At 58.7% G+C, this 22,932-nt stretch carries 22 protein-coding genes; 13 read left to right on the top strand and 9 right to left on the bottom strand.

Annotated features, from left to right (window positions below; translation table 11 throughout):
* Positions 1-200 precede the first annotated feature (200 nt).
* Together ACR0AD_RS13625 and ACR0AD_RS13630 are read left to right on the top strand one after the other, a co-directional pair.
* Entirely contained in the window at positions 201-965 is a 765-nt protein-coding gene (locus ACR0AD_RS13625; RefSeq protein ID WP_480482667.1) for a hydroxypyruvate isomerase family protein, read from the top strand.
* Between the two features lie 53 nt (positions 966-1,018).
* Complete coding sequence (locus ACR0AD_RS13630) at positions 1,019-1,249, top strand: DUF2798 domain-containing protein (RefSeq protein ID WP_480474477.1); 231 nt, start codon at positions 1,019-1,021, stop codon at positions 1,247-1,249.
* Between the two features lie 43 nt (positions 1,250-1,292).
* Here the strand turns inward: ACR0AD_RS13630 and polA are convergent, their stop codons facing one another.
* Positions 1,293-4,094 carry a DNA polymerase I gene (polA, locus tag ACR0AD_RS13635; RefSeq protein ID WP_480487899.1) on the bottom strand — a complete coding sequence of 934 codons (2,802 nt, stop codon included), beginning with the start codon at positions 4,092-4,094 and terminating at the stop codon, positions 1,293-1,295.
* A gap of 126 nt (positions 4,095-4,220) precedes the next feature.
* Entirely contained in the window at positions 4,221-4,400 is a 180-nt protein-coding gene (locus tag ACR0AD_RS13640; RefSeq protein ID WP_267364399.1) for a zinc-finger domain-containing protein, read from the bottom strand.
* An 87-nt stretch (positions 4,401-4,487) separates the two neighbouring features.
* On the opposite strand from ACR0AD_RS13640, the gene ACR0AD_RS13645 reads away from it, so the two are divergent.
* Positions 4,488-5,480: an ABC transporter ATP-binding protein gene (locus ACR0AD_RS13645; RefSeq protein WP_480487928.1), complete on the top strand. Its 993-nt coding sequence runs from the start codon at positions 4,488-4,490 to the stop codon at positions 5,478-5,480.
* On the opposite strand, the gene ACR0AD_RS13650 is transcribed toward ACR0AD_RS13645, so the two are convergent.
* Positions 5,477-5,941 (bottom strand): DUF1203 domain-containing protein, encoded by a 465-nt coding sequence (locus ACR0AD_RS13650; RefSeq protein WP_480487900.1) that lies wholly within the window; start codon positions 5,939-5,941, stop codon positions 5,477-5,479. The genes ACR0AD_RS13645 and ACR0AD_RS13650 overlap by 4 nt on opposite strands.
* Positions 5,942-6,050: 109 nt before the next feature.
* Here ACR0AD_RS13650 and ACR0AD_RS13655 point away from each other — a divergent pair, with 109 nt between their 5' ends.
* The 3 genes from ACR0AD_RS13655 (at position 6,051) to ACR0AD_RS13665 (ending at position 10,523) form a co-directional block, all read left to right on the top strand.
* Positions 6,051-8,969: an error-prone DNA polymerase gene (locus ACR0AD_RS13655; protein ID WP_480487902.1), complete on the top strand. Its 2,919-nt coding sequence runs from the start codon at positions 6,051-6,053 to the stop codon at positions 8,967-8,969.
* A gap of 48 nt (positions 8,970-9,017) precedes the next feature.
* Positions 9,018-9,431 (top strand): group III truncated hemoglobin, encoded by a 414-nt coding sequence (locus ACR0AD_RS13660; RefSeq protein WP_480474472.1) that lies wholly within the window; start codon positions 9,018-9,020, stop codon positions 9,429-9,431.
* 153 nt (positions 9,432-9,584) lie between these two features.
* On the top strand, positions 9,585-10,523 hold the full coding sequence (locus tag ACR0AD_RS13665) for a DMT family transporter (RefSeq protein ID WP_480487904.1): 939 nt from the start codon (positions 9,585-9,587) through the stop codon (positions 10,521-10,523).
* A gap of 59 nt (positions 10,524-10,582) precedes the next feature.
* Here ACR0AD_RS13665 and ACR0AD_RS13670 read toward each other — a convergent pair whose 3' ends face one another.
* Positions 10,583-11,695 (bottom strand): S-(hydroxymethyl)glutathione dehydrogenase/class III alcohol dehydrogenase, encoded by a 1,113-nt coding sequence (locus ACR0AD_RS13670; protein WP_480482655.1) that lies wholly within the window; start codon positions 11,693-11,695, stop codon positions 10,583-10,585.
* Positions 11,696-11,825: 130 nt separating this feature from the next.
* Between ACR0AD_RS13670 and ACR0AD_RS13675 the strand changes: the two genes are divergently transcribed.
* Together ACR0AD_RS13675 and ACR0AD_RS13680 are read left to right on the top strand one after the other, a co-directional pair.
* Entirely contained in the window at positions 11,826-12,116 is a 291-nt protein-coding gene (locus ACR0AD_RS13675) for an I78 family peptidase inhibitor (protein ID WP_267364411.1), read from the top strand.
* A 66-nt stretch (positions 12,117-12,182) separates the two neighbouring features.
* Complete coding sequence (locus tag ACR0AD_RS13680; protein WP_480482653.1) at positions 12,183-13,835, top strand: DUF6504 family protein; 1,653 nt, start codon at positions 12,183-12,185, stop codon at positions 13,833-13,835.
* Positions 13,836-13,838: 3 nt separating this feature from the next.
* Here ACR0AD_RS13680 and ACR0AD_RS13685 read toward each other — a convergent pair whose 3' ends face one another.
* Entirely contained in the window at positions 13,839-14,564 is a 726-nt protein-coding gene (locus ACR0AD_RS13685) for an SDR family NAD(P)-dependent oxidoreductase (RefSeq protein WP_480487906.1), read from the bottom strand.
* Positions 14,565-14,716: 152 nt separating this feature from the next.
* Here ACR0AD_RS13685 and ACR0AD_RS13690 point away from each other — a divergent pair, with 152 nt between their 5' ends.
* The 5 genes from ACR0AD_RS13690 to ACR0AD_RS13710 are packed head-to-tail and all read left to right on the top strand — an operon-like array spanning position 14,717 to position 18,923.
* Positions 14,717-16,048, top strand: a complete 1,332-nt coding sequence (locus tag ACR0AD_RS13690; RefSeq protein ID WP_480487908.1) for an NAD(P)/FAD-dependent oxidoreductase — start codon at positions 14,717-14,719, stop codon at positions 16,046-16,048.
* A gap of 4 nt (positions 16,049-16,052) precedes the next feature.
* On the top strand, positions 16,053-16,547 hold the full coding sequence (locus tag ACR0AD_RS13695; protein ID WP_245220513.1) for a hypothetical protein: 495 nt from the start codon (positions 16,053-16,055) through the stop codon (positions 16,545-16,547).
* Positions 16,547-17,770 (top strand): MFS transporter, encoded by a 1,224-nt coding sequence (locus ACR0AD_RS13700; RefSeq protein ID WP_480487910.1) that lies wholly within the window; start codon positions 16,547-16,549, stop codon positions 17,768-17,770. Before ACR0AD_RS13695 ends, ACR0AD_RS13700 begins: the two co-directional genes overlap by 1 nt.
* The gene (locus ACR0AD_RS13705; protein ID WP_480487912.1) at positions 17,767-18,384 is read left to right on the top strand and encodes a DUF3833 domain-containing protein; all 618 of its coding nucleotides are present in this window, start codon (positions 17,767-17,769) and stop codon (positions 18,382-18,384) included. The genes ACR0AD_RS13700 and ACR0AD_RS13705 overlap by 4 nt, the downstream gene beginning before the upstream one ends.
* The gene (locus tag ACR0AD_RS13710) at positions 18,381-18,923 is read left to right on the top strand and encodes a DUF3833 domain-containing protein (protein ID WP_480487914.1); all 543 of its coding nucleotides are present in this window, start codon (positions 18,381-18,383) and stop codon (positions 18,921-18,923) included. The genes ACR0AD_RS13705 and ACR0AD_RS13710 overlap by 4 nt, the downstream gene beginning before the upstream one ends.
* A gap of 517 nt (positions 18,924-19,440) precedes the next feature.
* Here the strand turns inward: ACR0AD_RS13710 and ACR0AD_RS13715 are convergent.
* The 4 genes from ACR0AD_RS13715 to ACR0AD_RS13730 all read right to left on the bottom strand — a co-directional run bounded on the left by ACR0AD_RS13715 (position 19,441) and on the right by ACR0AD_RS13730 (position 22,875).
* Complete coding sequence (locus ACR0AD_RS13715; RefSeq protein ID WP_480487916.1) at positions 19,441-19,893, bottom strand: SRPBCC family protein; 453 nt, start codon at positions 19,891-19,893, stop codon at positions 19,441-19,443.
* 99 nt (positions 19,894-19,992) lie between these two features.
* Positions 19,993-20,805, bottom strand: coding sequence for an XdhC family protein (locus tag ACR0AD_RS13720; RefSeq protein ID WP_480487918.1), 813 nt, complete (start codon positions 20,803-20,805; stop codon positions 19,993-19,995).
* Between the two features lie 13 nt (positions 20,806-20,818).
* Positions 20,819-22,009 (bottom strand): vWA domain-containing protein, encoded by a 1,191-nt coding sequence (locus ACR0AD_RS13725; protein ID WP_480487929.1) that lies wholly within the window; start codon positions 22,007-22,009, stop codon positions 20,819-20,821.
* On the bottom strand, positions 22,009-22,875 hold the full coding sequence (locus ACR0AD_RS13730) for an AAA family ATPase (protein ID WP_480487920.1): 867 nt from the start codon (positions 22,873-22,875) through the stop codon (positions 22,009-22,011). Before ACR0AD_RS13730 ends, ACR0AD_RS13725 begins: the two co-directional genes overlap by 1 nt.
* Positions 22,876-22,932: the final 57 nt, after the last annotated feature.

Below are 22,932 nucleotides of genomic sequence, written 5' to 3' on the forward strand. Positions count from 1 at the left end.
CGCGTACGGGTTCCGGGCTCATCGCCATTGGATTCGGACCTTTTGTTAATGCGGCACCCGTAATGACGCGCCGCGCTGTGCGGACCCTTGCTGATTCGGAGCAAGCGATCTGGTCGATTTTCGACAATCTGTCGTTTTCGATCCCTTCCCCGAAAATCATCCCTTGGTTATGGTCGGATCAACACAACCACTGACCGCTCATGCCCAGATTTGCTGCCAACCTTTCACTGCTATTTACCGAAATGCCTTACCTGGAGCGGTTTCAGGCTGCGTCAGATGCCGGGTTCACAGCGGTCGAGGTCTTGTTTCCTTACGACATCGCCGCGACGGAAACCCGCCGCGCCTTGCTTGCCAACGGGTTGGAGCTTGTGCTGATCAACGCACCACCGCCCAACTACACCGGCGGTGCGCCGGGTTACGCAGCAATCCCCGATGGTCAATCGCGGTTCCAGTCGGACATTCGCCGTGTCCTGCGATATGCAAGGGTGCTACGCCCCGGCCTGATCCACATCATGTCCGGATACGCTACCGGGCCGGATGCATTGAGTTGTTTTGTGCAAAATCTGCAATGGGCCGCCGATTTCGCCCCACAGCAACAATTCACCATCGAGCCGCTCAACCCGGTTTCACAGCCCGGATATTTTTTGAACGATTACGATCTGGCAGCAGAGGTGCTCAACCAGGTGGATCGCCCGAATGTCGGCCTGCAATATGACAGCTTTCACGCCCATATGATCCATGGCGACGCGCTGGCTGTCTGGGACCGCTTTCATCCGCAGGTGGTCCATGCCCAAGTTGGCGCAGCCCCGGATCGCACGGAACCGGGTCGCGGACCAACGGATTTCAAGGCCTTGTTCTCGGCCATGGACGCGGCAGGTTATAGCGGCTGGATCAGCGCGGAATACACACCCTCAACTCAACGCACCTGCGACACACTCGACTGGATGCGGGACTTGCACTGGTAATTTTCATTCAGATACCGCACATCAAGGGCATTGCGACCATTAGGATGCCTGCCTTGATACCAGCCCGCTATGCCCGTGCCGTTTTCAGCCTGATCATGTCCGGCCTCATGTCCTTGATTGTAACGGGGATCGCGACGGTCAAAGCAATCGGGTTTAACCCCGGCACAGTTGGCGACTGGATGGCGTCCTGGGCATTTTGCTGGCCCATTGCCTTCACCGTAATCCTGCTGTTTGGCCCGTCCGTGCAACGAATGGTGAACCGTATGGTCAGGCCGCAGGGCTGACCCGCTGCAAGGACAGCCCGCCGAGGACTGATGAACAACGCCGCTAGTGCGCCTCAGCCCAGTTTGCACCCTTCCCGGCATCCACGACCAGCTTCACATCCAGTTTGACCGCAGGATCCGAAGCGCCCTCCATCACGTCTCGGGCCACGTCGATCACCTGATCCACTGCATCTTCGGCCACTTCGAACAGCAACTCGTCGTGAACCTGCAACAGCATCCTGGCAGGCAACCCGTTGATCGCATCGGGCATTCGCACCATCGCGCGCCGGATCACATCCGCCGCCGTACCTTGAATTGGCGCATTGATCGCTGCGCGGCGCGAGAACCCGGCATGTGGCCCTTTGGCATTGATCTCGGGCGTGTGAATCTTGCGCCCGAACAGGGTTTGCACATAGCCGTGCTCTTTCGCGAATTCGACTGTGTCGTCCATATAACGGCGAATGCCTGGGAAACGTTCGAAATAACGATCAATAAAGCCCTGCGCCTCGGCCCGCGGAATGCGCAGGTTTCGGGCCAGACCAAAGCCCGAGATGCCGTAGATCACACCGAAATTGATTGCCTTTGCCTGACGGCGGATATCAGGCGTCATCTCATCCAACGGCACATCAAACATCTCGGACGCGGTCATGGCGTGAATATCCAAACCGTCCGAAAATGCCTGTTTCAGAGCCGAAATATCAGCGATATGGGCCAGAATCCGCAACTCGATCTGGCTGTAGTCGAGGCTTAACAACACATTGCCCGGCTCGGCGATGAAAGCCTCACGAATACGCCGCCCTTCTTCTGTCCGCACCGGAATGTTTTGCAGGTTCGGATCGGTCGAGGCCAGACGCCCTGTATTTGCTCCGGTGATCGAATAAGACGTATGCACCCGACCTGTGTCGGGGTTGATATGGGTCTGCAGCGCGTCGGTATAGGTCGATTTCAGCTTGCTCAGCTGCCGCCAGTCCAGAACACGGCGCGGCAGTTCATGCTCGGTTGCGAGGTCTTCCAGAATATCAGCGCCGGTCGAGTATTTGCCGGTCTTGCCTTTCTTGCCACCTTCCAGACCCATTTTGTCGAACAGGATTTCGCCCAGCTGAGCAGGCGACCCGACATTAAAGCTTCCTCCGGCCAGCTCGTGAATTTCAGCCTCTAACCCGGCCATTTTCTGGGCAAATGCGTTGGACATCCGGCTCAGGACATCACGGTCGACCTTGATGCCATGCATCTCCATCTCGGCCAGCACCGGCACAAGCGGCCGTTCCAGCGTCTCATAGACCGTGGTCACCTGCGCCCGGTGCAATTGCGGCTTGAACAGCTGCCACAAACGCAAGGTGATGTCCGCATCTTCGGCGGCATAAGCCGTGGCCTCGTCAATCGCGACCTTGTCGAAGGTAATTGCCGATTTTCCCGACCCCAGCAGCGGTTTGATCGGGATTGGTGTGTGGCCCAGATAACGCTCGGACAAGGTGTCCATCCCATGCCCATGCTCACCGCCATGCATGGCGTAGGACATCAGCATCGTATCGTCGATGGGTACCACGTCGATGCCATACCGCCTGAAGATCTTGGCATCATATTTCATGTTCTGCCCGATCTTGAGGACCGACAGGTCCTCGAGCATCGGTTTCAAAAGCCTCAGGGCCTCATCCAATTGCATCTGCCCTTCTGCCAAAGCATCCGAGCCAAACAGATCATCCGCTGATCCATCGCGGTGGGTCAACGGGATGTAACAGGCTTCTCCGGCCTCGACACACAGCGAAATACCCACCAGACCGGCAATCATCTCGTTCAGGCCCGTGGTCTCTGTGTCCACAGCAACCCAACCACGCTCATAGGCCTGGTCAATCCACTTTTGCAGGGCCGCTGCATCACGCACGCATTCGTATTTCGAGCTGTCAAACGGGATCACCTCGGCCTCGACCGCTTCCACCGCTGGCGCAGGGGCGTCGGCAATCACCGGAGCCTCAACCCCCAGCTTGTCAGCGATACGCTTGGTGAGGGTGCGGAACTCCATCTCAGCCAGAAACGCCAACAGCGTGTCCGCATCGGGGTCCTTCACCTCAAGGTCGTCCAAGGTGAAATCCAGCGGTGTATTCTCGTCCAGTTGAACCAGTTTCTTCGAAAGCTCGATCTGGTCTCGCATTTCGATCAGGGTCTGGCGGCGTTTAGGCTGCTTGATCTCATCTGCCCGGTCCAGCAGGGTCTCCAGATCGCCGAATTCGTTGATCAGCAAAGCCGCCGTCTTGACCCCGATTCCCGGCGCCCCCGGAACATTGTCGACGCTGTCACCGGCCAACGCCTGAACATCGACCACACGTTCCGGTCCGACCCCGAACTTCTCGACCACGCCATCCCGGTCAATGCGTTTGTTCTTCATCGCATCCAGCATTTCGACGCCGTCCCCGACCAGCTGCATCAAATCCTTGTCGGAACTCACGATGGTCACACGGCCACCTGCATCCCGCGCCTGAACGGCGAGGGTCGCAATAATGTCGTCAGCCTCATAACCCTCCATCTCCTTGCAGGCGATGTTGAACGCTTTTGTCGCCTCGCGGGTCAGCGGCATCTGTGGGCGCAAATCCTCGGGCATCGCCTCGCGGTTGGCCTTGTAGAGGTCGTAAAGATCGTTCCGGAAAGTATGAGAACCTTTATCAAAGATCACTGCCACATGGGTCGGCGCATCTGCCCCGGTGTTTCCCTCGACATATTTCTGCAGCATGTTGCAAAAGCCCGAAACAGCCCCAATCGGCAACCCATCCGACTTGCGGGTCAGTGGCGGCAGCGCATGATAGGCCCGGAAAATAAAGGCCGATCCGTCGATCAGATGCAGGTGACACCCTTTTCCGAAATTCGTGGTCATTTCGCGCCCTCTCTGATCGTTTGCGAAAACACTAATGCCACGGGCGCAACGATAGAGCCACCCGCACCGCAGCCGCAAACTTCATCTTTTCATAAATACTCAATGCCCAGACAGGGCAACACAGGCTCAGGCGTCAGTCTGATGCCCGGCCAGAACATATTTGCAGTCGCAATAGGGGCATTCAACCCAGCCTGCGTCTTCTGGAATTTGCAGCCACACGCGCGGATGGCCCAACGCACCTTCGCCGCCATCACAGGCAACACGGGCGGTTTCGACGATCTTGGTTTCCGGCGCTTCGATGGTCACGGCTGGCGATCCTTCTTCGGTTGTCGGCCACGCGGGCATGTATTAGGTGCGTTTATGAGCGATGATCAAACCGGGGGCAAGTGCCACATGTGCGACGCGGCAATCAGGATCGAAGGGCTGCGCAAAACCTATCGCGGAGGCAAGGGTCAGCCCGAAAAGCATGCGCTGAAAGGCATTGACCTGACCGTCCCGCGCGGCTCGGTTTTTGGTCTGCTGGGCCCGAATGGTGCCGGAAAATCGACCCTGATCAATATTCTGGCTGGTCTGGTGGTAAAATCGGCGGGTCGCGTGGCGATCTGGGGCTTCGACCAGGATCAGAATCCACGCCAGTCGCGATCGGCCATTGGTGTAATGCCACAAGAGCTCAACCTCGACCCGTTTTTCACCCCGCGCGGCGCGCTTGAGGTTCAGGCCGGTCTCTATGGCGTTCCGAAATCCCAACGGCGCAGTGATCAGATTCTGGAATTGGTCGGTCTCAGCGACAAGGCCGAGGCCTATGCCCGCACTCTTTCGGGCGGTATGCGGCGGCGGTTGCTGCTGGCCAAGGCACTGGTGCATCACCCGAAAATCCTTGTGCTTGATGAACCCACAGCGGGAGTGGATATCGAACTGCGCCAGATGCTCTGGGCCAATGTGCGCAAGCTGAACGAACAGGGCATGACCATCATCCTGACCACCCACTACCTGGAAGAAGCGCAGGAGATGTGCGACGAGATCGCCATTATCAACCACGGTGAAAAGGTCGCGCAGGACAGCACCGCCAACCTGCTGGGCCGCATGGACAGCCGCACCATGGTGATTGTGCCCGACAGCCCGATCATTGATCTGCCTGTGTCAGAAGGCGTCGAGGCAGCTCTCCGCGATGATGGCAGCCTTGTCCTGCAATACCGAAACATCCAGACCAGCGCCGAACAGGTTCTGGAATCGGTGCGCGCCGCGAATATCCGCATCCGCGACGTCCGCACCGAAGAGGCCGATCTTGAGGATGTATTCCTTGCCCTGACCTCGTCCCGTACCGAAGATCATCCGGCGGATGATCAGGATCAGCCACGCCGGGGCATCCACCGCGTCAAGCTTTAAGCCCGGTCTATTCGCGCCTGATAGCAGTTATTCCGCGCGGATCGCACGTGAATATAGGCAACGTCGGATCGGGAAAAGATATCCCTGACTTTTGCGCCGATCTGATCCGTCGGCGTGATCGCCCCAGTGCCATAGACGATCCTGTCATCCGTACCGTAGCCCTTGATCAGATAGTCGGGCGAGGTGGTCAGAATTTCGGGCAGCGCGTCTTCCTCGTACCGATCACATGGTGTTGCACACAAAAAGATCGGGCCGGTTTCCGCATAGGGATGTGTCTTTGAAAAAGGTCGATGTGCCAATATCAGCATCTCATCGCCCTCGGGGATATGTCGCAGGCAGTGGCGGCACGGGTTACCTACACCCGTCGAAACAGCGCGTTCCGGCGTTGAACCATATGCATCCGCGCCACCTGCCTGAAGAGCGCGTACATCGTTGGTGGGCAAAGCGGTGATTTTGAACATCTCGGATCTCCTTTTTGCTGACCATGCCCGTGCGACCGGACCCAATCGACCCGTTTCCTGCGCAAAGGACTCGAAAAAGAACAAAACGTGAATATAATGTGGAATCGCCATGTATGCCGAGCTGTCGATCACGTCGAATTTTACCTTCCTCACCGGGGCGTCGCACCCCGAGGAGTATATGGAGCGTGCCGTCACCCTGGGCCTACCCGCCATTGCGATTGCCGATGACAACTCGGTCGCCGGGATCGTCCGCGCCCATACTCAGGCGCGCGAGATCGCCCGCAAGGTCCGCGAACGGCTGGCGTGGGAGGCGCAGAATACCTCAATCGGTCCACCCTGCCCCGATCACATCCCCAGGCCGCCCTCCTATCCCATCCACGCGGTTCCCCGCCTGATCCCGGCGGCGCGACTGATCTTCACCGATGCGCCCATGGTCACCGCTCTGCCCCTGAACCGGCAGGGCTGGGCCAACCTGTGTCGCATCCTCTCCAAAGGCCGCCTGCGCGCCGAGAAAGGCGACTGCATCCTGCACCTGTCTGACCTGCTCGAATCTTCCGATGGCCTCCACCTGCTGCTGTGGCCACAGGCGGCGGGCTCTCCGGGCGGCGCGGGCGCGTGGCGGACACAGGCGCAGCAGCTGACGCGCCGCTTTGCCAGGCGGATGCATCTATTGATGCACCCCCGGTATGATGGCGCCGATAGCGCATTTTTCTCTTTATTAGAGACCGAAGCAAAACAGCTTGGCATCCTCACGCTCGCCAGCGCGACACCGATGATGCACCACGGCACCCGCCGCAAACTGGGCGATGTGCTGACTGCCATCCGCCTGCGTCGCAAAGTGGATGCATTGGGTCGGGACGCTTTGGCCAATGGTGAACAGCGCCTGCGCTCCGAGGCCGAGATGCTACGCATCTTCAAAGGTCATGAGGGGGCCGTTGTCCGCGCTTATGCGCTCAGCGAACAACTCACGTTCTCGCTGGACGAGCTGCGTTATGAATACCCCAACGAGGGCAGTACACAAGAAACCCCGACCCAGCGCCTGCACCGTCTGGCGCATGAGGGGTTGAAATGGCGTTATCCCGCCGGGGCGTCCGAAAAGGCGAAAAAAATGCTGGCGCATGAGCTGACGCTGATCGGCAAGCTGAAATACGAACCCTACTTCCTGACCGTCCGCGATATCGTCCATTTCGCCCGTTCGCGCAGCATCCTCTGCCAGGGGCGCGGATCGGCTGCCAACTCGGTCGTTTGCTTTTGCCTCGGCATCACCGAGGTCAGCCCCGAGATGGGCACCATGGTGTTTGAACGCTTCGTCTCCGAGGCGCGCGATGAACCGCCAGACATAGACGTCGATTTCGAACATGAACGCCGCGAAGAGGTGATCCAGCACATCTATGACCGCTATGGCCGCGAACGCGCGGGCCTCTGTGCCACGGTGGTCCATTACCGCGGCAAACGCGCCATCCGCGAGGTTGGACGCGCCATGGGCCTGACCGAAGATACAATCTCGGCGCTTTCCTCACAGCTTTGGGGCTTTTTCTCGGCCTCGGGGCTTGAGGCGCAACGGATGCGCGAAATTGGCCTCGACCCCGAAGATCGGCGCCTGAAACAGACTCTAATGCTGGTTTATGAGATCGACGGCTTTCCCCGCCACCTCTCGCAGCATGTGGGAGGATTCATCATCACCGAGGGTCGGCTGGATGAGCTTGTCCCCATCGAAAACGCCACGATGGAGGGCCGCACGGTCATCTGCTGGGACAAGGACGATATCGACAGTCTTGGCATCCTCAAGGTCGATGTCCTCAGCCTCGGGATGCTCACCTGCATCCGCAAGGCGTTTGACCTGATCGGCCAGCACCACCAGACCAGCTATACCCTCGCCACCCTGCCACCCGAGGATCCGGCAGTCTATGACATGCTCTGCAAGGCGGACAGCATCGGCGTGTTTCAGGTGGAATCACGTGCACAGATGAACTTCCTGCCGCGGATGCGGCCGCGTAATTTCTATGATCTGGTGATCGAGGTTGCTATCATCCGCCCCGGCCCCATTCAGGGCGACATGGTCCACCCCTATATCCGCCGCCGGAACGGAGAGGAGGAGGTCAGCTTCCCCTCGGACGCGCTGGGCGAGGTGCTGGGCAAAACGCTGGGCGTGCCGTTGTTTCAGGAACAGGCGATGCAGATCGCCATTGTCGGCGCGGGCTTCACCCCGGAACAGGCCGATCGGCTGCGCCGCTCGCTGGCGACCTTCAAGAAACATGGCAATGTCAGCGAGTTCCGCGCGCTCTTTTTGCGCGGGATGAAGCGCAACGGGTATGAACAGGATTTCGCGGAACGTTGCTTTTCCCAGATCGAAGGCTTCGGCTCGTACGGTTTCCCCGAAAGCCACGCGGCCAGTTTTGCGCTGCTGGTCTATGCCTCGGCCTGGATCAAATGCCACCATCCGGGCATCTTCGCCTGCGCCCTGCTGAATTCGCAGCCGATGGGGTTCTACGCGCCGGCCCAGATTGTGCGGGATGCGCGCGAGCATGGGGTGCAGGTGCGCCCGGTCTGCATCAATGCCAGCTTTTGGGACAATGTGATGGAGCCTGATGGCCATGGCGGGCTGGCGCTGCGGCTGGGCTTTCGCCAGATCAAGGGCCTGAGCGAGGAAGACGCCAGCTGGCTGACCGCCGCGCGCGGCAACGGCTACACCCAGGTCGACGATGTCTGGCGCCGCGCAGGCCTTGGACCATCGGTGATCGAACGGCTGGCCGAGGCTGATGCCTTCGCCGCCTGCGACCTGACCCGGCGCGAGGCGCTGTGGCAGGCCAAGGCAATTGCCACAGCCAAGCCTCTGCCCCTGTTTTCGCAAGATCTGGAGGGCGAGGCGCTGGACGAACCCGAGGCTTATCTGCCGCAAATGACGCTGGGCGAACAGGTGGTCGAAGATTACGTCGCCACCCGCCTCAGCCTGCGGGCGCACCCGGTGGCCCTGCTGCGGTACCTGCTGACGCCGGATGGGCGCGACAAAACCACCTCTGTTCCGTAACCCCGGAACACCCTATCTGCCAAAAACAGAGTCGAAATTCAGGCTGTCATGACCAGACCCATCCTTCCCCCGCGCTTTCCCGCGACGCCCGAGCAAATCAACGCGCAAGTTCGCGCCTTTTATGCCCGTGTCCGGCAAGACGCGGTTCTTGGGCCCGTATTTGCCAACCACGTCACCGACTGGCCCGCGCATGAGGACAAGATCGCCGCCTTCTGGCGCAATGCCATCCTGTATGAGCGCTGCTACGACGGCAATCCGCAACGGGTCCATATCGAACGGCCCGATGTGAAACCGGAATTCTTTGCCCATTGGCTGGATCTGTTCGAGGAGGTCGCCACCCGGACCCTGCCCGCGGAAACGGCCACACCGTGGGTCGCCTTGGCCCGCCGCATCGGTGTCGGCATGAAGGCAGGTGTCCAATCCGCACGACAGCCCAAAGACGCGCCGCCGATCCTGCGATGATCCCGGATCATGGCGGCCATGCGATGTTAGCGATAAAATAAGGGCTATTCGCGCCCTCGGAATAGGGTTAAGCAGCACTACGGACAGCCGGGAACCCTGCCTGCGCTGCTATGATGTATCGTCACCATACCAACATAGGCCGAGGCCGGATTGATGAGTGCTCAAAACAACACCCTGCGGGGGCTTGGCTATGCATTTCTGGGATTTGCCGTCTTTGCCAGCCACGACGCGCTGATCAAGGTGCTGGGCGGCACCTATTCAGTGATGCAGATCATCTTTTTCGCCACGCTGTTTTCGTTCGTTCCAATGGCCGTCACGATCCTGACCGACCGCACGACGGGAAACTTTCTGCCGCATCACCCATGGCTGGTGTTGCTGCGTTCGGGCCTGATGGTTACGGCCATGTCCTGCGCGTTTTACGCGTTTTCGGTTCTGCCACTGGCCGAGGTCTATTCCCTGCTGTTTTCATTCCCGTTGATCGTCACGGTACTGTCGATCCCGATACTGGGTGAAGTGGTCCGCGTTCAGCGCTGGGCTGCGGTTGGTGTCGGCCTGATCGGCGTCCTGATCGTTCTGCGCCCCGGTGCAACGGATATCACACTGGGCCACATGGCCGCCCTGATGGCCGCCTTCTGCAGCGCCTTTGCCTCGGTCCTGGTGCGCAAGATCGGGAAGGAGGAGCGCTCGGCCGTGCTGATCCTCTATCCGATGCTGCTGGCTATCGTCGTGATGAGCCTTGCCCAACCGGCTGTATACCAGCCGCCTTCCCTGCTTCATCTGGCGATGATGGCGCTGGTTGGGGTGTTCTCGGTCATCGCGCAACACCTGATCATTCTGGCCTACCGCGCCGCACCCGCCGGTGTCGTCGCCCCCAGCCAATACAGCCAGATCATCTGGGCAACACTGTTTGGAATGATCTTCTTCGACGAGCGCCCTGACATCTGGGTCGCCGTCGGTGCCAGCATCATCATCGCGTCCGGCGTCTATGTTGTTTGGCGAGAAAGCCGGGCCAACACCACCTCGGTCAACACCCCGGTTCTGCGGGTTCGGTCGCCGCGTTCAGATACCGGGGCGTCACGGCCTGGAAAGTAGGTCCAACAAAAACGGCGCGCCGATCAGCGCGCCTTGGTTGGAAAACTGTGGATTTTCTCTTAGTAGATAACCACCGAACGGATACTTTCGCCCTTATGCATCAGGTCAAAGCCGTGGTTGATGTCGTCTAGACCCATGGTGTGGGTGATCATCGGGTCGATCTCGATTTTGCCTTCCATGTACCAGTCGACGATCTTGGGCACATCCGTGCGCCCACGCGCGCCGCCGAACGCGGTACCGCGCCATGAACGACCGGTAACCAGCTGGAATGGCCGGGTCGAGATTTCGGCCCCTGCAGGTGCCACACCGATGATGATCGACTCACCCCATCCCTTATGCGCTGCTTCAAGTGCTGCGCGCATCACGCCGACATTGCCTGTGGCGTCAAACGTATAATCCGCTCCGCCCTTGGTCAGGTTGACGAGATACGGCACCAGATCGCCTTCAACTTCAGACGGGTTCACGAAGTCTGTCATGCCAAACCTGGTGGCCATTTCCACCTTGGAGGGGTTCAGGTCGACGCCGACGATCTGGTCTGCTCCGGCCAGACGCAGGCCCTGAATGACGTTCAGGCCGATACCGCCCAGACCAAACACGATTGCGCGGCTGCCGATTTCCACCTTGGCGGTGTTGATGACCGCGCCGATACCGGTCGTGACACCACAGCCGATATAGCAGATCTTGTCGAACGGCGCGTCCTCGCGCACCTTGGCCAGGGCGATTTCAGGCAGAACTGTGTGGTTCGAGAAGGTCGAGCAGCCCATGTAGTGCAGGATCGGATCGCCATCCGAGGTCGAGAAACGAGAGGTGCCATCGGGCATCAGGCCCTTGCCCTGGGTTTCCCGGATCGCCTGACACAGGTTGGTCTTGGGGTGCAGACAGTATTCACACTCGCGACATTCCGGCGTGTAAAGCGGGATCACATGATCGCCCGGCTTCAGGCTGGTTACGCCCGGACCCACTTCGACCACCACGCCTGCGCCTTCATGGCCCAGAATGGCCGGGAACAAGCCTTCGGGGTCGGCACCCGACAGGGTGAATTCGTCGGTATGACAGATACCGGTGGCCTTGATCTCGACCAGAACCTCGCCCGCCTTGGGGCCTTCGAGGTTCACATCCATCACTTCCAAAGGTTTGCCTGCCTGAATGGCGACGGCGGCACGGGTACGCATGCTACTTATCTCCCTGTCACTTTTGCCCCGACCCTGCGTCAATTACAGGGTGTTTTCAACCGTGCTTTCATGGCAGGTTGGCTAATTAATTGATATTGCAGAAACGACATTGCCAGAATGAGGAACGCCAATGCACCGATTTTTCCCGATCCTGTTCTTTCTGGCGGCCTGTGCTGAAACCCCGCCCGCGCCCGAAGACGCTTTGCTGCCGCCGGAACCTGCCCCGGTCGATCTGGCCTTTTGTCAGGGAGAAGATTTTTCCGATACCGTTGGCCAGCCGGTTTCGAACATTCAGGCAAACCTGCCCGCACGGTCGCGCGTGCTGGGCCCGGATGGCATCGCCACACAGGATTACCGCATCGACCGGCTGAACGTGTACGTGAATGGCGACGGGATCATCCTGCGGCTGACCTGCGGATAAGGGCGGACTCGACTCAGGCATCGATTCTCACTTAAGAACAAAGTAAGAACATTGTGATGCCTGCAAATGCCCAAACGCCGAATACTTTCGCTATGGTTCCCCCGTCTGGGGGCTGAACGGCTGATCCGCGCTGCGCGGGGGTTGCATACCGGGCCTTTGGCCATCGTGGCCGAACAGTCGAACATGCAGGTTATTACCTCAGTGAATGCCGATGCGCAGGCTGTCGGGCTGCGTATCGGCCAGCCGGTGCGGGATGCTCATGCCATGTGTGCCAACCTGATCACGCGGCACCGTAACGCCCCGGCCGAAGCCGCGTTCCTGGCCGCGTTGCGTCGCTGGGCGGGAAAGTTCAGCCCATGGGTGGCCGAAGAGGCCCCGGACGGGCTGATCGTCGATCTGTCAGGTTGCGCCCATCTGTTTGGCGGAGAGGAGGCGTTGCTGAACGTTCTTGAAACCGATTGCGCGGATATGGGCCTCAGCGTACAGATTGGCATCGCCGACACGCTGGGCGCAGCCTGGGCTTTGGCGCGCTATGCGGGGCAGGCGGCCACATCCGACCGCAATGGCGACGCCATCAGTCAGGAGGCCCGTGCCACCCGCGCCCGGGCGGGTAAACGGCGGCACTGGACCAAAGGCGGCACCGCGCCGCAAGTGAGGGCCCTGGGTGGAGGCGCGCGGATCGCACCGCCGGGTCAATCTTATGGCGCACTCAGCCCCCTGCCTATCGCCGCGCTGCGATTGGAAGATCAGGTTGTCGTGCAGCTGAACCGTCTGGGCCTGCGCCGCATCGGCGATCTGCTGGGTCAACCCCGCGCCAGCCTTGCGCGGAGGTTTGGACGCGGGCTGGTTCTGCGGTTGGATCAGGCCATGGGCAGCGCGCCCGAGCCTGTTTCGCCCGCCCGCCCGCCGCACCATTTCGCGGTGCGGATGACCCTGCCCAACCCGATTGGTCTGGTTGAGGATGTCATGGCTGCGGTTGATCGGGTTCTGCCAACGCTTTGCACCAAGCTGGAAGAAAAGGGGCGCGGTGCCCGCACCCTGCGGCTGGAGGCGCACCGCGCCGATCAGGCAGCTGAGGTTATCGAGGTCGGCCTGGCCCGCCCAACTTACGATAAATACCGCATTCGCCCTTTGTTAGAGATGAAAGTTGACAAGATCGACGCAGGCTACGGCATCGACATGCTGCGGCTTGAGGCGGTTCAGACAGAACCCATCCACGCCCGTACCGTGGCCGGCCATGCCGAAGCCCGCCGTGTGGCCCGCAACCGGCTGGCGGGCAACACCGCCGTGGATGATCTGATCGGCAAGCTGGGCGCGCGGGTGGGGCTTGAGGCGATCACCCGGCGCCATCCCGCGGCCTCGCACATCCCTGAGAAAACGGCGCAAACGCTGGCGGCGGCATGGTCGGAACCTGCCCGCGACTGGCCTGCGCCGCCACGCCCCCGCCCCCTGCTGATGTGGCAGCCTGAGCCGGTGATGGCACCGGAAACCCCTGACGTGCCCAGCGCCTTTCGCTGGCGCGGGCGTAACTGGCAGCTGGCGCAGGCCACCGGCCCGGAACGGATCGCACCGGAATGGTGGCTGGATGACCCGAACTGGCGCAGCGGCGTGCGGGACTACTGGGTTGTAGTGACACAGCAGGGCGAGCGGTTGTGGCTGTTTTATGGCCATGGCGGAACCATGTCTGCAGGCTGGTTTTGTCACGGGCAGTTTGGTTAGGGTCTATTTCCCTCGGTACACCAACAGATCCGGCAGATAGTCAATCAGACGGATAAACCACGAGAATGGTGCAGGAAAATCTGTACGGAAACGGCGCCGCAACATCGCCTTGACCACACGATCCGCCGCATCCTCGGGGCTCATCAGCATGGGCATCCTGAAGCTGTTTTTCTCAGTCAGACGGGTCTTGATGAAGCCGGAATTAATGATCCGCACGGTCACGCCGGTGCCCGCCAGATCATGGCGCATCGTTTCCGCCAGGGAAATCAGTGCCGCCTTGCTGGCCCCATATCCGATGGCCGCTGGCAACCCGTGATAGCCCGCGAGCGACCCGATCAGCGTAATATCCCCCCGACCTGCCTTAACAAGGTCCGGGACGGTTTCACCCAACACACGCAAAGCACCCAGATAGTTTACATCACCCATCCTGAGCGACGCCTCTGTATCCCAATCCGCCGAGCGCACGGGGTCATACGCGCCGGCATTGTAAACCAGCCCATCGACCAGACCCGCCTCGGCCACAGCCCCGCGAACAGAGTCTAAATCAGTGACATCGCACCGGATCGCACGGGCATTGGGAAGCTCGGAGCAGATGTCGGCCAAACGTTCAGAACTACGCGCCGACAAGATCAAATGCGCGCCCCTGTCGCTTAGCGCCTTAGCCAAAGCACGACCCAAACCTTCGCTTGCGCCGATGATCCAATAGGTTTTTCCGTCAAAGCTGCTCATGCGCGGGCCGATTCAGTCATGTTTCATATTCTACGGGCCCGTGACGTAGTTGGATCAAATGCGATCGCGCTTCTGACAAAACTTCCAACCGGATTGATCCAGCTGCACCTACCCCGCGTATTTCATTCTAAGAACCACATAACGAGGCTGGAATGTTCGACGAAACCCAGGGTGTACGGAAGAAAATCGCAGTTGTTGGTGCAGGTATTTCAGGCCTTTCAGCCGCCTACTACCTTTCAGAAAACAATGACGTGACCCTCTATGAGGCGGAACCGCGTTTAGGTGGCCATGCCCGCACAGTCATGGCCGGGAAGAACGGCGATCAACCGGTGGATACTGGTTTCATCGTCTTCAACTACGCAACCTATCCTTTTCTGACCCGACTTTTTGATGAGCTCAATGTTCCCGTGATCGAAAGCGAAATGAGTTTTGGAGCGACAATCGACAATGGTCGTATCGAATATGGTTTGAACAATCTGCGCACCCTGACCGCGCAGAGGCGCAATCTTGCGCGCCCTGCCTATTACAAGATGATTGCCGACATTCTGCGCTTTGGCAAAAAGGCTCCGGAGGCTGCAAGAGATGACGACACCACGATTGGTGAGTTGGTGGATCAGCTTCGTCTGGGACACTGGTTCCGCCACAACTATCTGATGCCAATGTGTGGGGCGATCTGGTCAACTCCGGTTGAACTGGTGGATCAGTTCCCTGCACGCTCATTGGTGCAGTTCTTTCGAAATCACGCCCTTCTGGCCAGTGGCCGCGCAAATCAACACCAGTGGTACACAGTTAAAGGTGGCAGTATCGAATATGTCCGCAGGATCGATGCCGCCCTACGGGCACGAGGGGCGGCAATCCGTTTGGCCAGTCCGGTTCAGAACATTTCCCGGAGTGAGACAGGTGTTACGGTCCGCAGTCAGGGTGCGGTGGATCAGTTTGATGAGATCATCCTGGCTACCCACTCTGACCAATCGCTTGCCATTTTGGGCGGGAATGCCACCCCGGCGGAAACCGCTGCACTGGGCGCAATTCGGTTCCAACCCAACACCGCCACCCTGCATTGTGATCCTGGCCAGATGCCAAAGCGGCGTGCATGCTGGTCCAGCTGGACCTATCGATCACAGGCCGGAGACGTAGGCGTTACATATTGGATGAATCGACTACAGAACATACCGGACAACGACCCGCTTTTTGTGACGCTGAACGCCTCGACAGAGATTCCAGCGGATAAAATCTATGATCAGGTCGAATTTGCCCACCCGGTATTCGACAAAGCCGCCCTGAAAGCACAGGGGCATATTCGCGAGATACAAGGACAGAACCGAACCTGGTTCGCCGGTGCGTATAACCGGCACGGATTTCACGAAGACGGGATCGCCAGCGCGATGCATGTTGTTGAGCGGATAAATGGTGCCCCGCAAACAATCGGAGCTGAATATGCCATTCTTGGACAAAATCCGGCCATCTCTGTTGCCGCCGAATAGCGGGATGTTGCGCGCGAGCCTTCTAAGCCTTTCCTTGCTGGCCCCCACTGGGTTGATCGCGTCGCCTGTGACGGAAGAGTTGGATGGTGCACAACTTCGCGGAACTGCAACCTTCCGCTATCTCGGGTTTCCGATTTACGACGCCAAGCTTTACACACCCAAAGGTGCTTCGTTCAGTTGGAGTGAAGATTTCGGGCTTCAGCTGACATACCGTAAAAGCATCAAGAAGAATGCGCTGGTCAACTCGACGCTCGGCGAGATGAAACGCGTCGGCCACCCTGCCCCGGTCGGCGACCAACTGGACGTGTGTTTTAGGGGTGTCACCAAGGGTGACAGTTATCTGGCGGTGTCCGACGGGCCAGACAAGGTCAGTTTCTGGCTGAACGGTCGAAAGACCTGCACAATGGCATATCCGGGCATCAAACGCAGTTTCATGTCGGTTTTCCTCGGCGAAAACACACGGTCAGCGTCCTTCACCCAGATGCTTCAGGGAAAGTGATGCTTTACCCTCGGGTCAGCTTATACGCGCTGATGCTCGCTGCGGCGGGCATCCCGCTATACATTCATCTACCGCGTTTTGCGGCGGTGAATCTGGGCATTGGACTGGGGGTGATTGGCACCGTCTTGCTGATGATCCGATTGGTCGATCTGGTACAGGACCCACTGATCGGTTGGGCGATAGATAGATGGCCCGGTGGCCAGCTTGTCTTTGCGTCCATGGCAGCTCTCGGCCTTGCCATTGGATTTCCGGCGCTGTTCAGCCTGCAACAAGGCGCAGATGTACTGACATTGATTGTTCTTCTGATACTGTTGTTTTCGGCTTATAGCCTGGGGACTATCCTGCTCTACGGGCGAAGTGCGACGCTAGCAAAACGCGCGGATGCGAAGGAGTTGATGACCCTCGCCGCTTATCGGGAAGGCGGACAACTGACAGGCGTTATCATCGCGGCAAGTGCCCCTGCCCTTTTTGTTGCCGCCGGAGCCCACGCGCAAGGCTATCCCGCATTTGGTCTGTTTCTGGGTCTGTTATCGGTCGCAACCCTTTTGTTGACTGTTCCGATCTGGCGGCGGCCCCCAATCACCGGATCCGGTCTGTCTTTCGCAAGCCTGGGCAAGGCCGGGGGTTTGCGCCTTCTGGTGCTGGCTTTGATCAACAGCCTGCCTGTGGCCACCACATCGACCCTGTTTCTCTTTTTCGTAGAGGACCGTTTGCAACTGCCCGGCAAAGCCGGACCGTTGCTGATCCTGTTTTTCCTCAGCGCGGGCGCAAGCGTGCCGCTTTGGGCAAAGCTCAGCAACAAAATTGGCTCGAAACAGACACTGATAATTGCGATGCCGCTTTCCATCGCGGGGTTTATCGGTGCCGCCACACTGAGCGCTGGGAACCTCACCGGTTTTGCGTTGATTTGCCTCGCCTCGGGTGCCGCTCTGGGCGCGGATATGGTCGTGCTGCCCGCCATGTTTTCGTTCACTTTGACCCGAGCCGGTCTTAACGCGTCCACAGCGTTTGGTATCTGGTCCTTTGCTGGCAAGCTGGGCCTGGCTCTGGCAGCCTTTATTACCCTGCCATTGCTGGAGCGCAGTGGCTTCACCCCCGGTCAAACCAATTCCGCCCAAGCGCTTGATTCACTCAATCTCGCCTACGCGGTGCTGCCCTGCATCCTGAAACTTGGGGCCTTTGGAATGGTCCTGACCCTGCCAACCGAGGTTACAAGCAAATGAATGCTTTCGCCATCATCCTGCTGGCTCTGCTGATTGCAATGTTTTTCCGCGCCCGACTGCTGAGCTTTCGTGCGCAGACCCCGTCAGACTATGCCGGTACTGGGCCCATCTTTTCGCTGAAAAGGCATCTGAACGGTGAAATCCTGTCCGAGGGTCTGATCTATGGCCCCAATGGCAGGATGTCGAACAGCTTTGTGGCCCGCATGATCGGTGAGTGGAATGGGAACACCGGCACACTTTCCGAGTTCTTCACGTACTCAAATGGCAAAAAGATGAACCGTAAATGGTATCTGACGCTAGGCACCAGAAATACGTTCACGGCAACAGCAGAGGATATCGTTGGCGAAGGTCACGGCACGATATCCGGCGCAACGATCAAGCTGACCTACAGGATCATTCTGCCCAAAGACGCAGGAGGACACACACTGGATGTTACAGACTGGATGTATCTGACAGAACATGGCGTCATTATGAATCGTTCCGAGATGCGTAAGTTTGGCATCAAGGTTGCTGAGCTCGTTGCAACAATGCGCCCGACCCCCAAATCACATCCGATCCACGTAGGTGGCGCAAATGAGTATAGCACCACTTCAGAAAGGCGGCTGGTGCAATGATCACAGGTCGCTCTCTGATTACATGCGTTTCCGTCGCAAGCTTTGCACTTCTGGTTGCCTGCTCTGGCAAACCGAAGGTTCCGACAACCTTTCTGTCTGAACGGCAACTGAACCTCGAGGAATTCTTCGACGGAAAGACCGTGGCTTACGGGCAGTTTCAGGATGTGTTGGGGAATGTTCCACGCAGATTTGAAGTCGATATCGACGGCACATGGGACGGGGAAACCCTGACACTGGTCGAGGATTTTATCTACGACGACGGCGCAACCGAACAGCGCATCTGGACGCTGACAAAGACTGGCGATGACACGTGGACTGGTACTGCGCCCGGTGTGCTGGGAACCGCCAGCGGGACCGAGAGGGGCGACACCTTCAACTGGAAATACAAGATTGACCTGCCTGTCAAAGATGGCACGATGCGCGTCAGTTTTGACGATTGGATGTGGCTGCTGACCGAGGACCGTCTGTTAAACCGCGCTTACGTCTCACGCTTTGGCATACGCCTCGGCGAAGTTATCCTGATCTTTGAAAAAGAATAGATTCCGCTATTTCCATCCAGACGTTGCCCATCAATAAAATATGAACTCGTCCACCGGCACCTGTACCAGACGCCTTGCTGCGTCTGCCATGTTTACATTTGGCCCATCTGGCGTTGCAGAGTCGTGGTGGGCTCCGTCTTCAATTTTCAAACGGGCGCGCTCAATCTCGCCCCACAAGAAAAAAAGACCGTCCCGTTTGCCGACAAGACCGGCAGGTATCGTGGTCCGCAAAACACGAGTTTTTGCCTGTGACATCTGCTCTCTTACTGCCTCCGGTGTTTTCCACCTTTTGCAGAAAATCTACCGGTTATTTCGGGAAAAGCCAATTTTTTATGGGCAAAACCCGATTTTCAACCCCCCGTTGACAGGGGTGCTCGCAGCTCTCGCTGAAGGGTGTTGTCCTGACTGAGTATTTGCAGTCACCGCCGATTGCCACACTTCGGTTGATGGCGGGTTCCCCCGCCTTGTCGTCAGTGGTCCATGCTTTGACAACCTCTCGGCTATGGAACGCCCCGGATCATGCAGTCGACTGCTCTGACACGATCTCTCCGAACCGCGTAAAGAACTTTGCCGACAACTTCTTGGCGGTTCCCGCAATCAGCCGACTGCCGAGCTGAGCGATCTTGCCACCAACATCAACCTTCGCCGTGTATTTCAGTACGGTTTCGTCACCTTCTTCGGTCAACGAAACGTCTGCGCCGCCTTTGGCAAATCCAGCCGCCCCGCCCTTGCCTTCACCCATCAAAGAGAACCCGTTTGGTGCATTGGCCGTGTCCAATGTGACCTCACCCGCAAAGCGCGCTTTGACCGGGCCAATTTTCAGAACAACTTTCGCCTCAAGATCGGTTGGTGATTTCTGCGTCAGTTCCTCACATCCCGGGATGCATTCCATCAAAATGTCGGGATCGTTAAGCGCGCGGTAAACGACGTCGCGTGGCGCTGCGATACGGATTTCATCAGTCAGTTCCATTCAGGTCTTTCCTTTGTTCAACAACATCTTGGAAATAGGCGCATTGCAGCCGTTTCTATCCTTTAAGCCAGCCACGCAGGCCACATGTGGCAAAGGTGTTCAAGCAAGCTTTTCATCATGCGACACCTTTGCTGCCTTTTCACCGTTCCGCCACATCACAATCTCGGCCAAAATCGACAGGGCGATCTCATGCGGATCTATGGCATGTATGTCCAACCCCGCCGGGGATTTCAGGCGCGCAACTTTCAAAGGGTCCAATCCCTGGGCGATAAGCTTTGCAGTCAGCGTAGCTGCCTTGCGGCGACTGGCCACCATCGACACGCGTGTCGCATCGGTTTCCAATGCAGCCTTCAAAGCGGATGCATCGCTGCGCCCCTGCGCAGCCACCACGACAAAGTCCCGCGGCTCCACGCCCAGCGCATCGACCTGAGCCAAGGCGAACCGCACATGGTTTCCAGCAATATCAAGCCCATCCTCGACAACCGTGCGAAATCCGGCCAGCGATCCATGTGCCGCCAGAGCTTTGGCAATCGACCCCTCGCCGAAAATCACCAGCCGGGGCGCGTGTTGATAGGGCTCGACCAAAAGATCAACAGTGCCACCGGACGGGCACCCACTTTTGAACGTTTGCACACCATCGGGATCGGTCATTTTCACCACCTTTTCCGAAGGTTTGACACGGATAATCTGCGGCACCCCGGACGTCCAAGCCTGTTGCGCCGCGGCCCGGACCGCGCGTTGCACACAAGCCCCGCCTAGATGCCCCAGGATTTCACCCGCCTGGGTAATCGCTGCCTTGCCCCCAGCTTTGGCCGAGGTCGCATCCGCCGTGCGCAAAACCGTCGCCACGCAAAAGGCCTCTCCGGTTCCGCGCAGCTGATCGATGGTGTCAAAAATGTCGAAACTCGCCAATGTCAGACTCCTTTCACAGCTTTTGGAACTGCGGCTCAAGCGCCGCCAATGCATCCAGCGTATTGGCCGGTAAATGCGCGTCCAGATAGGGTTCAGCTGCCTGCATCGCTGCCGCAATCGGCTTATAATCCTTCCAGCCCTTCAAAGGGTTCAGCCAGACGATCCGACGTGCCTTGCGCCTGATACGCGCCAGCACATCCCCCAGATCCTGCGGATCAGAACTGCAATATCCGTCCGACAGGATCAGGACGACAGTACGCCCGTTCAGTGCCCGCGCACCGTATCCCGACAGAAATCGCTCCAGACTGCCGGAAATATCCGTACCGCCGCCAAAGCCTTCGGCCATCAGCGACAACCGACCCGCAGCCCGGAGGGTGTCATGGTCGCGCAACGCATCTGTGACCCGCATCAATCGCGTGTGAAACAAATACGCGTCCGCCTTGATCCCGCTGCCGATCAACCCTTTCAGAAAAGCCAGAAACACACGTGAGTATACGGTCATCGAACCACTCACGTCGCACAATGCCACAATCCGCATCGGGCGCGGCGGCCGCGCTCGGCGATACAGGTCCAGCGGCTCACCGCCTCGCGCCAGACTGGCGCGCTGTATTCGGCGCATGTCCAGAACAGCCCCGCGCAACGCCCGTTTCCGGCGGCGCGATCGCCTGTCCCGAAATGCCCGCGCCAAGGTCAGGGCGGCTGTTTCAGCCTGTTTTAGAGTCTCTTCATCCATCAACTCTCGCAAGTCCCGGCGTGACAGGTTGGCCGTTCGCGTAGCGATCAACTTACCGTCCACCCCTTCGGCTTCCCCTTCACCGCAGTCAGGCAGAGTGGCCTCTTGCTCCGACCCGGATCGTGGTTCGTCCTCACCCTGAGTTCTGGTCTGCCAGATCATTGGCTTGGCGGACTGCACCCGCACATGCTTGTTTTTCGCTTTTCCCGAACGCTGTGCGCCAGCGTTGAACCAATAGGCGTCAAACAGTTCATCAAACCGGCGCCAATCTTCTGCATCTCCGGTCAATATCGCGCACATGGCTTGCCGGGCCTGTTTGGCATCCGTTGCATCCACTTCGGACAAGGCGGCAAGCACGTCCGCCGCATCCGACGCCCCCAATTGCATACCGTTCATTCGCAAATGCGCTATGAAACCCGACATACGGTCGGCAAGACCCGAGGCCCGAGAGGGAAAGCGCGTAACCTGCATCACGCGACCTTTCCAATCAGGCGATCCATCACCTCGGGCGGTGCCGCATTGTAATCTGCGGCAGTTTTCAGCAAACACACCAGCGTCGCCTGCACGTCTTCGCGGGATTTGGCCAGATCATTGACACCCAACCCGGACAGGGCTGCTGCCCAATCCAGCATTTCTGCGATGCCCGGTTTCTTCTCAAGATCTTCCTGACGCAGCGCCTGTACAACACCGATGATCTGACGCGCCAGAATCCCTTCAATTTCAGGCAGTCGCGCCCGCAGGATTGCCAGTTCGGTCTCCCTCGATGGGTAGTCAAGAAAGCTGTACAAACACCTTCTGCGCAGCGCATCCGACAAATCCCGCGTCCCGTTGGCCGTCAGAATGACGACAGGCCGCACATGTGCCTGCACCGTTCCCAACTCGGGTATGGTAATCTGAAAGTCTGACAGGATTTCCAGAAGATAGGCTTCGAACTCCTCATCCGCCCGATCAATCTCATCAATCAAAAGAACCGGAGGTTTCGTTTCCGAGATAGCCTCTAACAAAGGCCTTTTCAGCAAATATTCATCCGAAAACAGCTGCGCCTCAGCGACGCCGCCTTGCGCTTCGCTCGCCCGGATCGCCAATAGCTGTCGCTGATAGTTCCATTCATAGATGGCATGACTGGCATCCAGACCTTCGTAGCATTGCAGACGTATCAATCGCGTATCGCGCCAGGCTGCCACCGCTTTCGCAACTTCGGTTTTCCCCACACCCGCCGGCCCCTCCAGCAACAACGGGCGCCCAAGTTTCTGCGCCAGATGCAGCGCCATGACCAACCGATCATCGGCAACATAGCCCTGCTCGGCCAACCCGTTCTGCACGTCGTTCAAGGTCAAAACCAGGATCCTATCTTCATCTGGCCCCAAATATCCCGGGGGAGGTTCGGAGGGGGC

The sequence above is a fragment of the Ruegeria sp. BH8 genome (assembly GCF_056538065.1).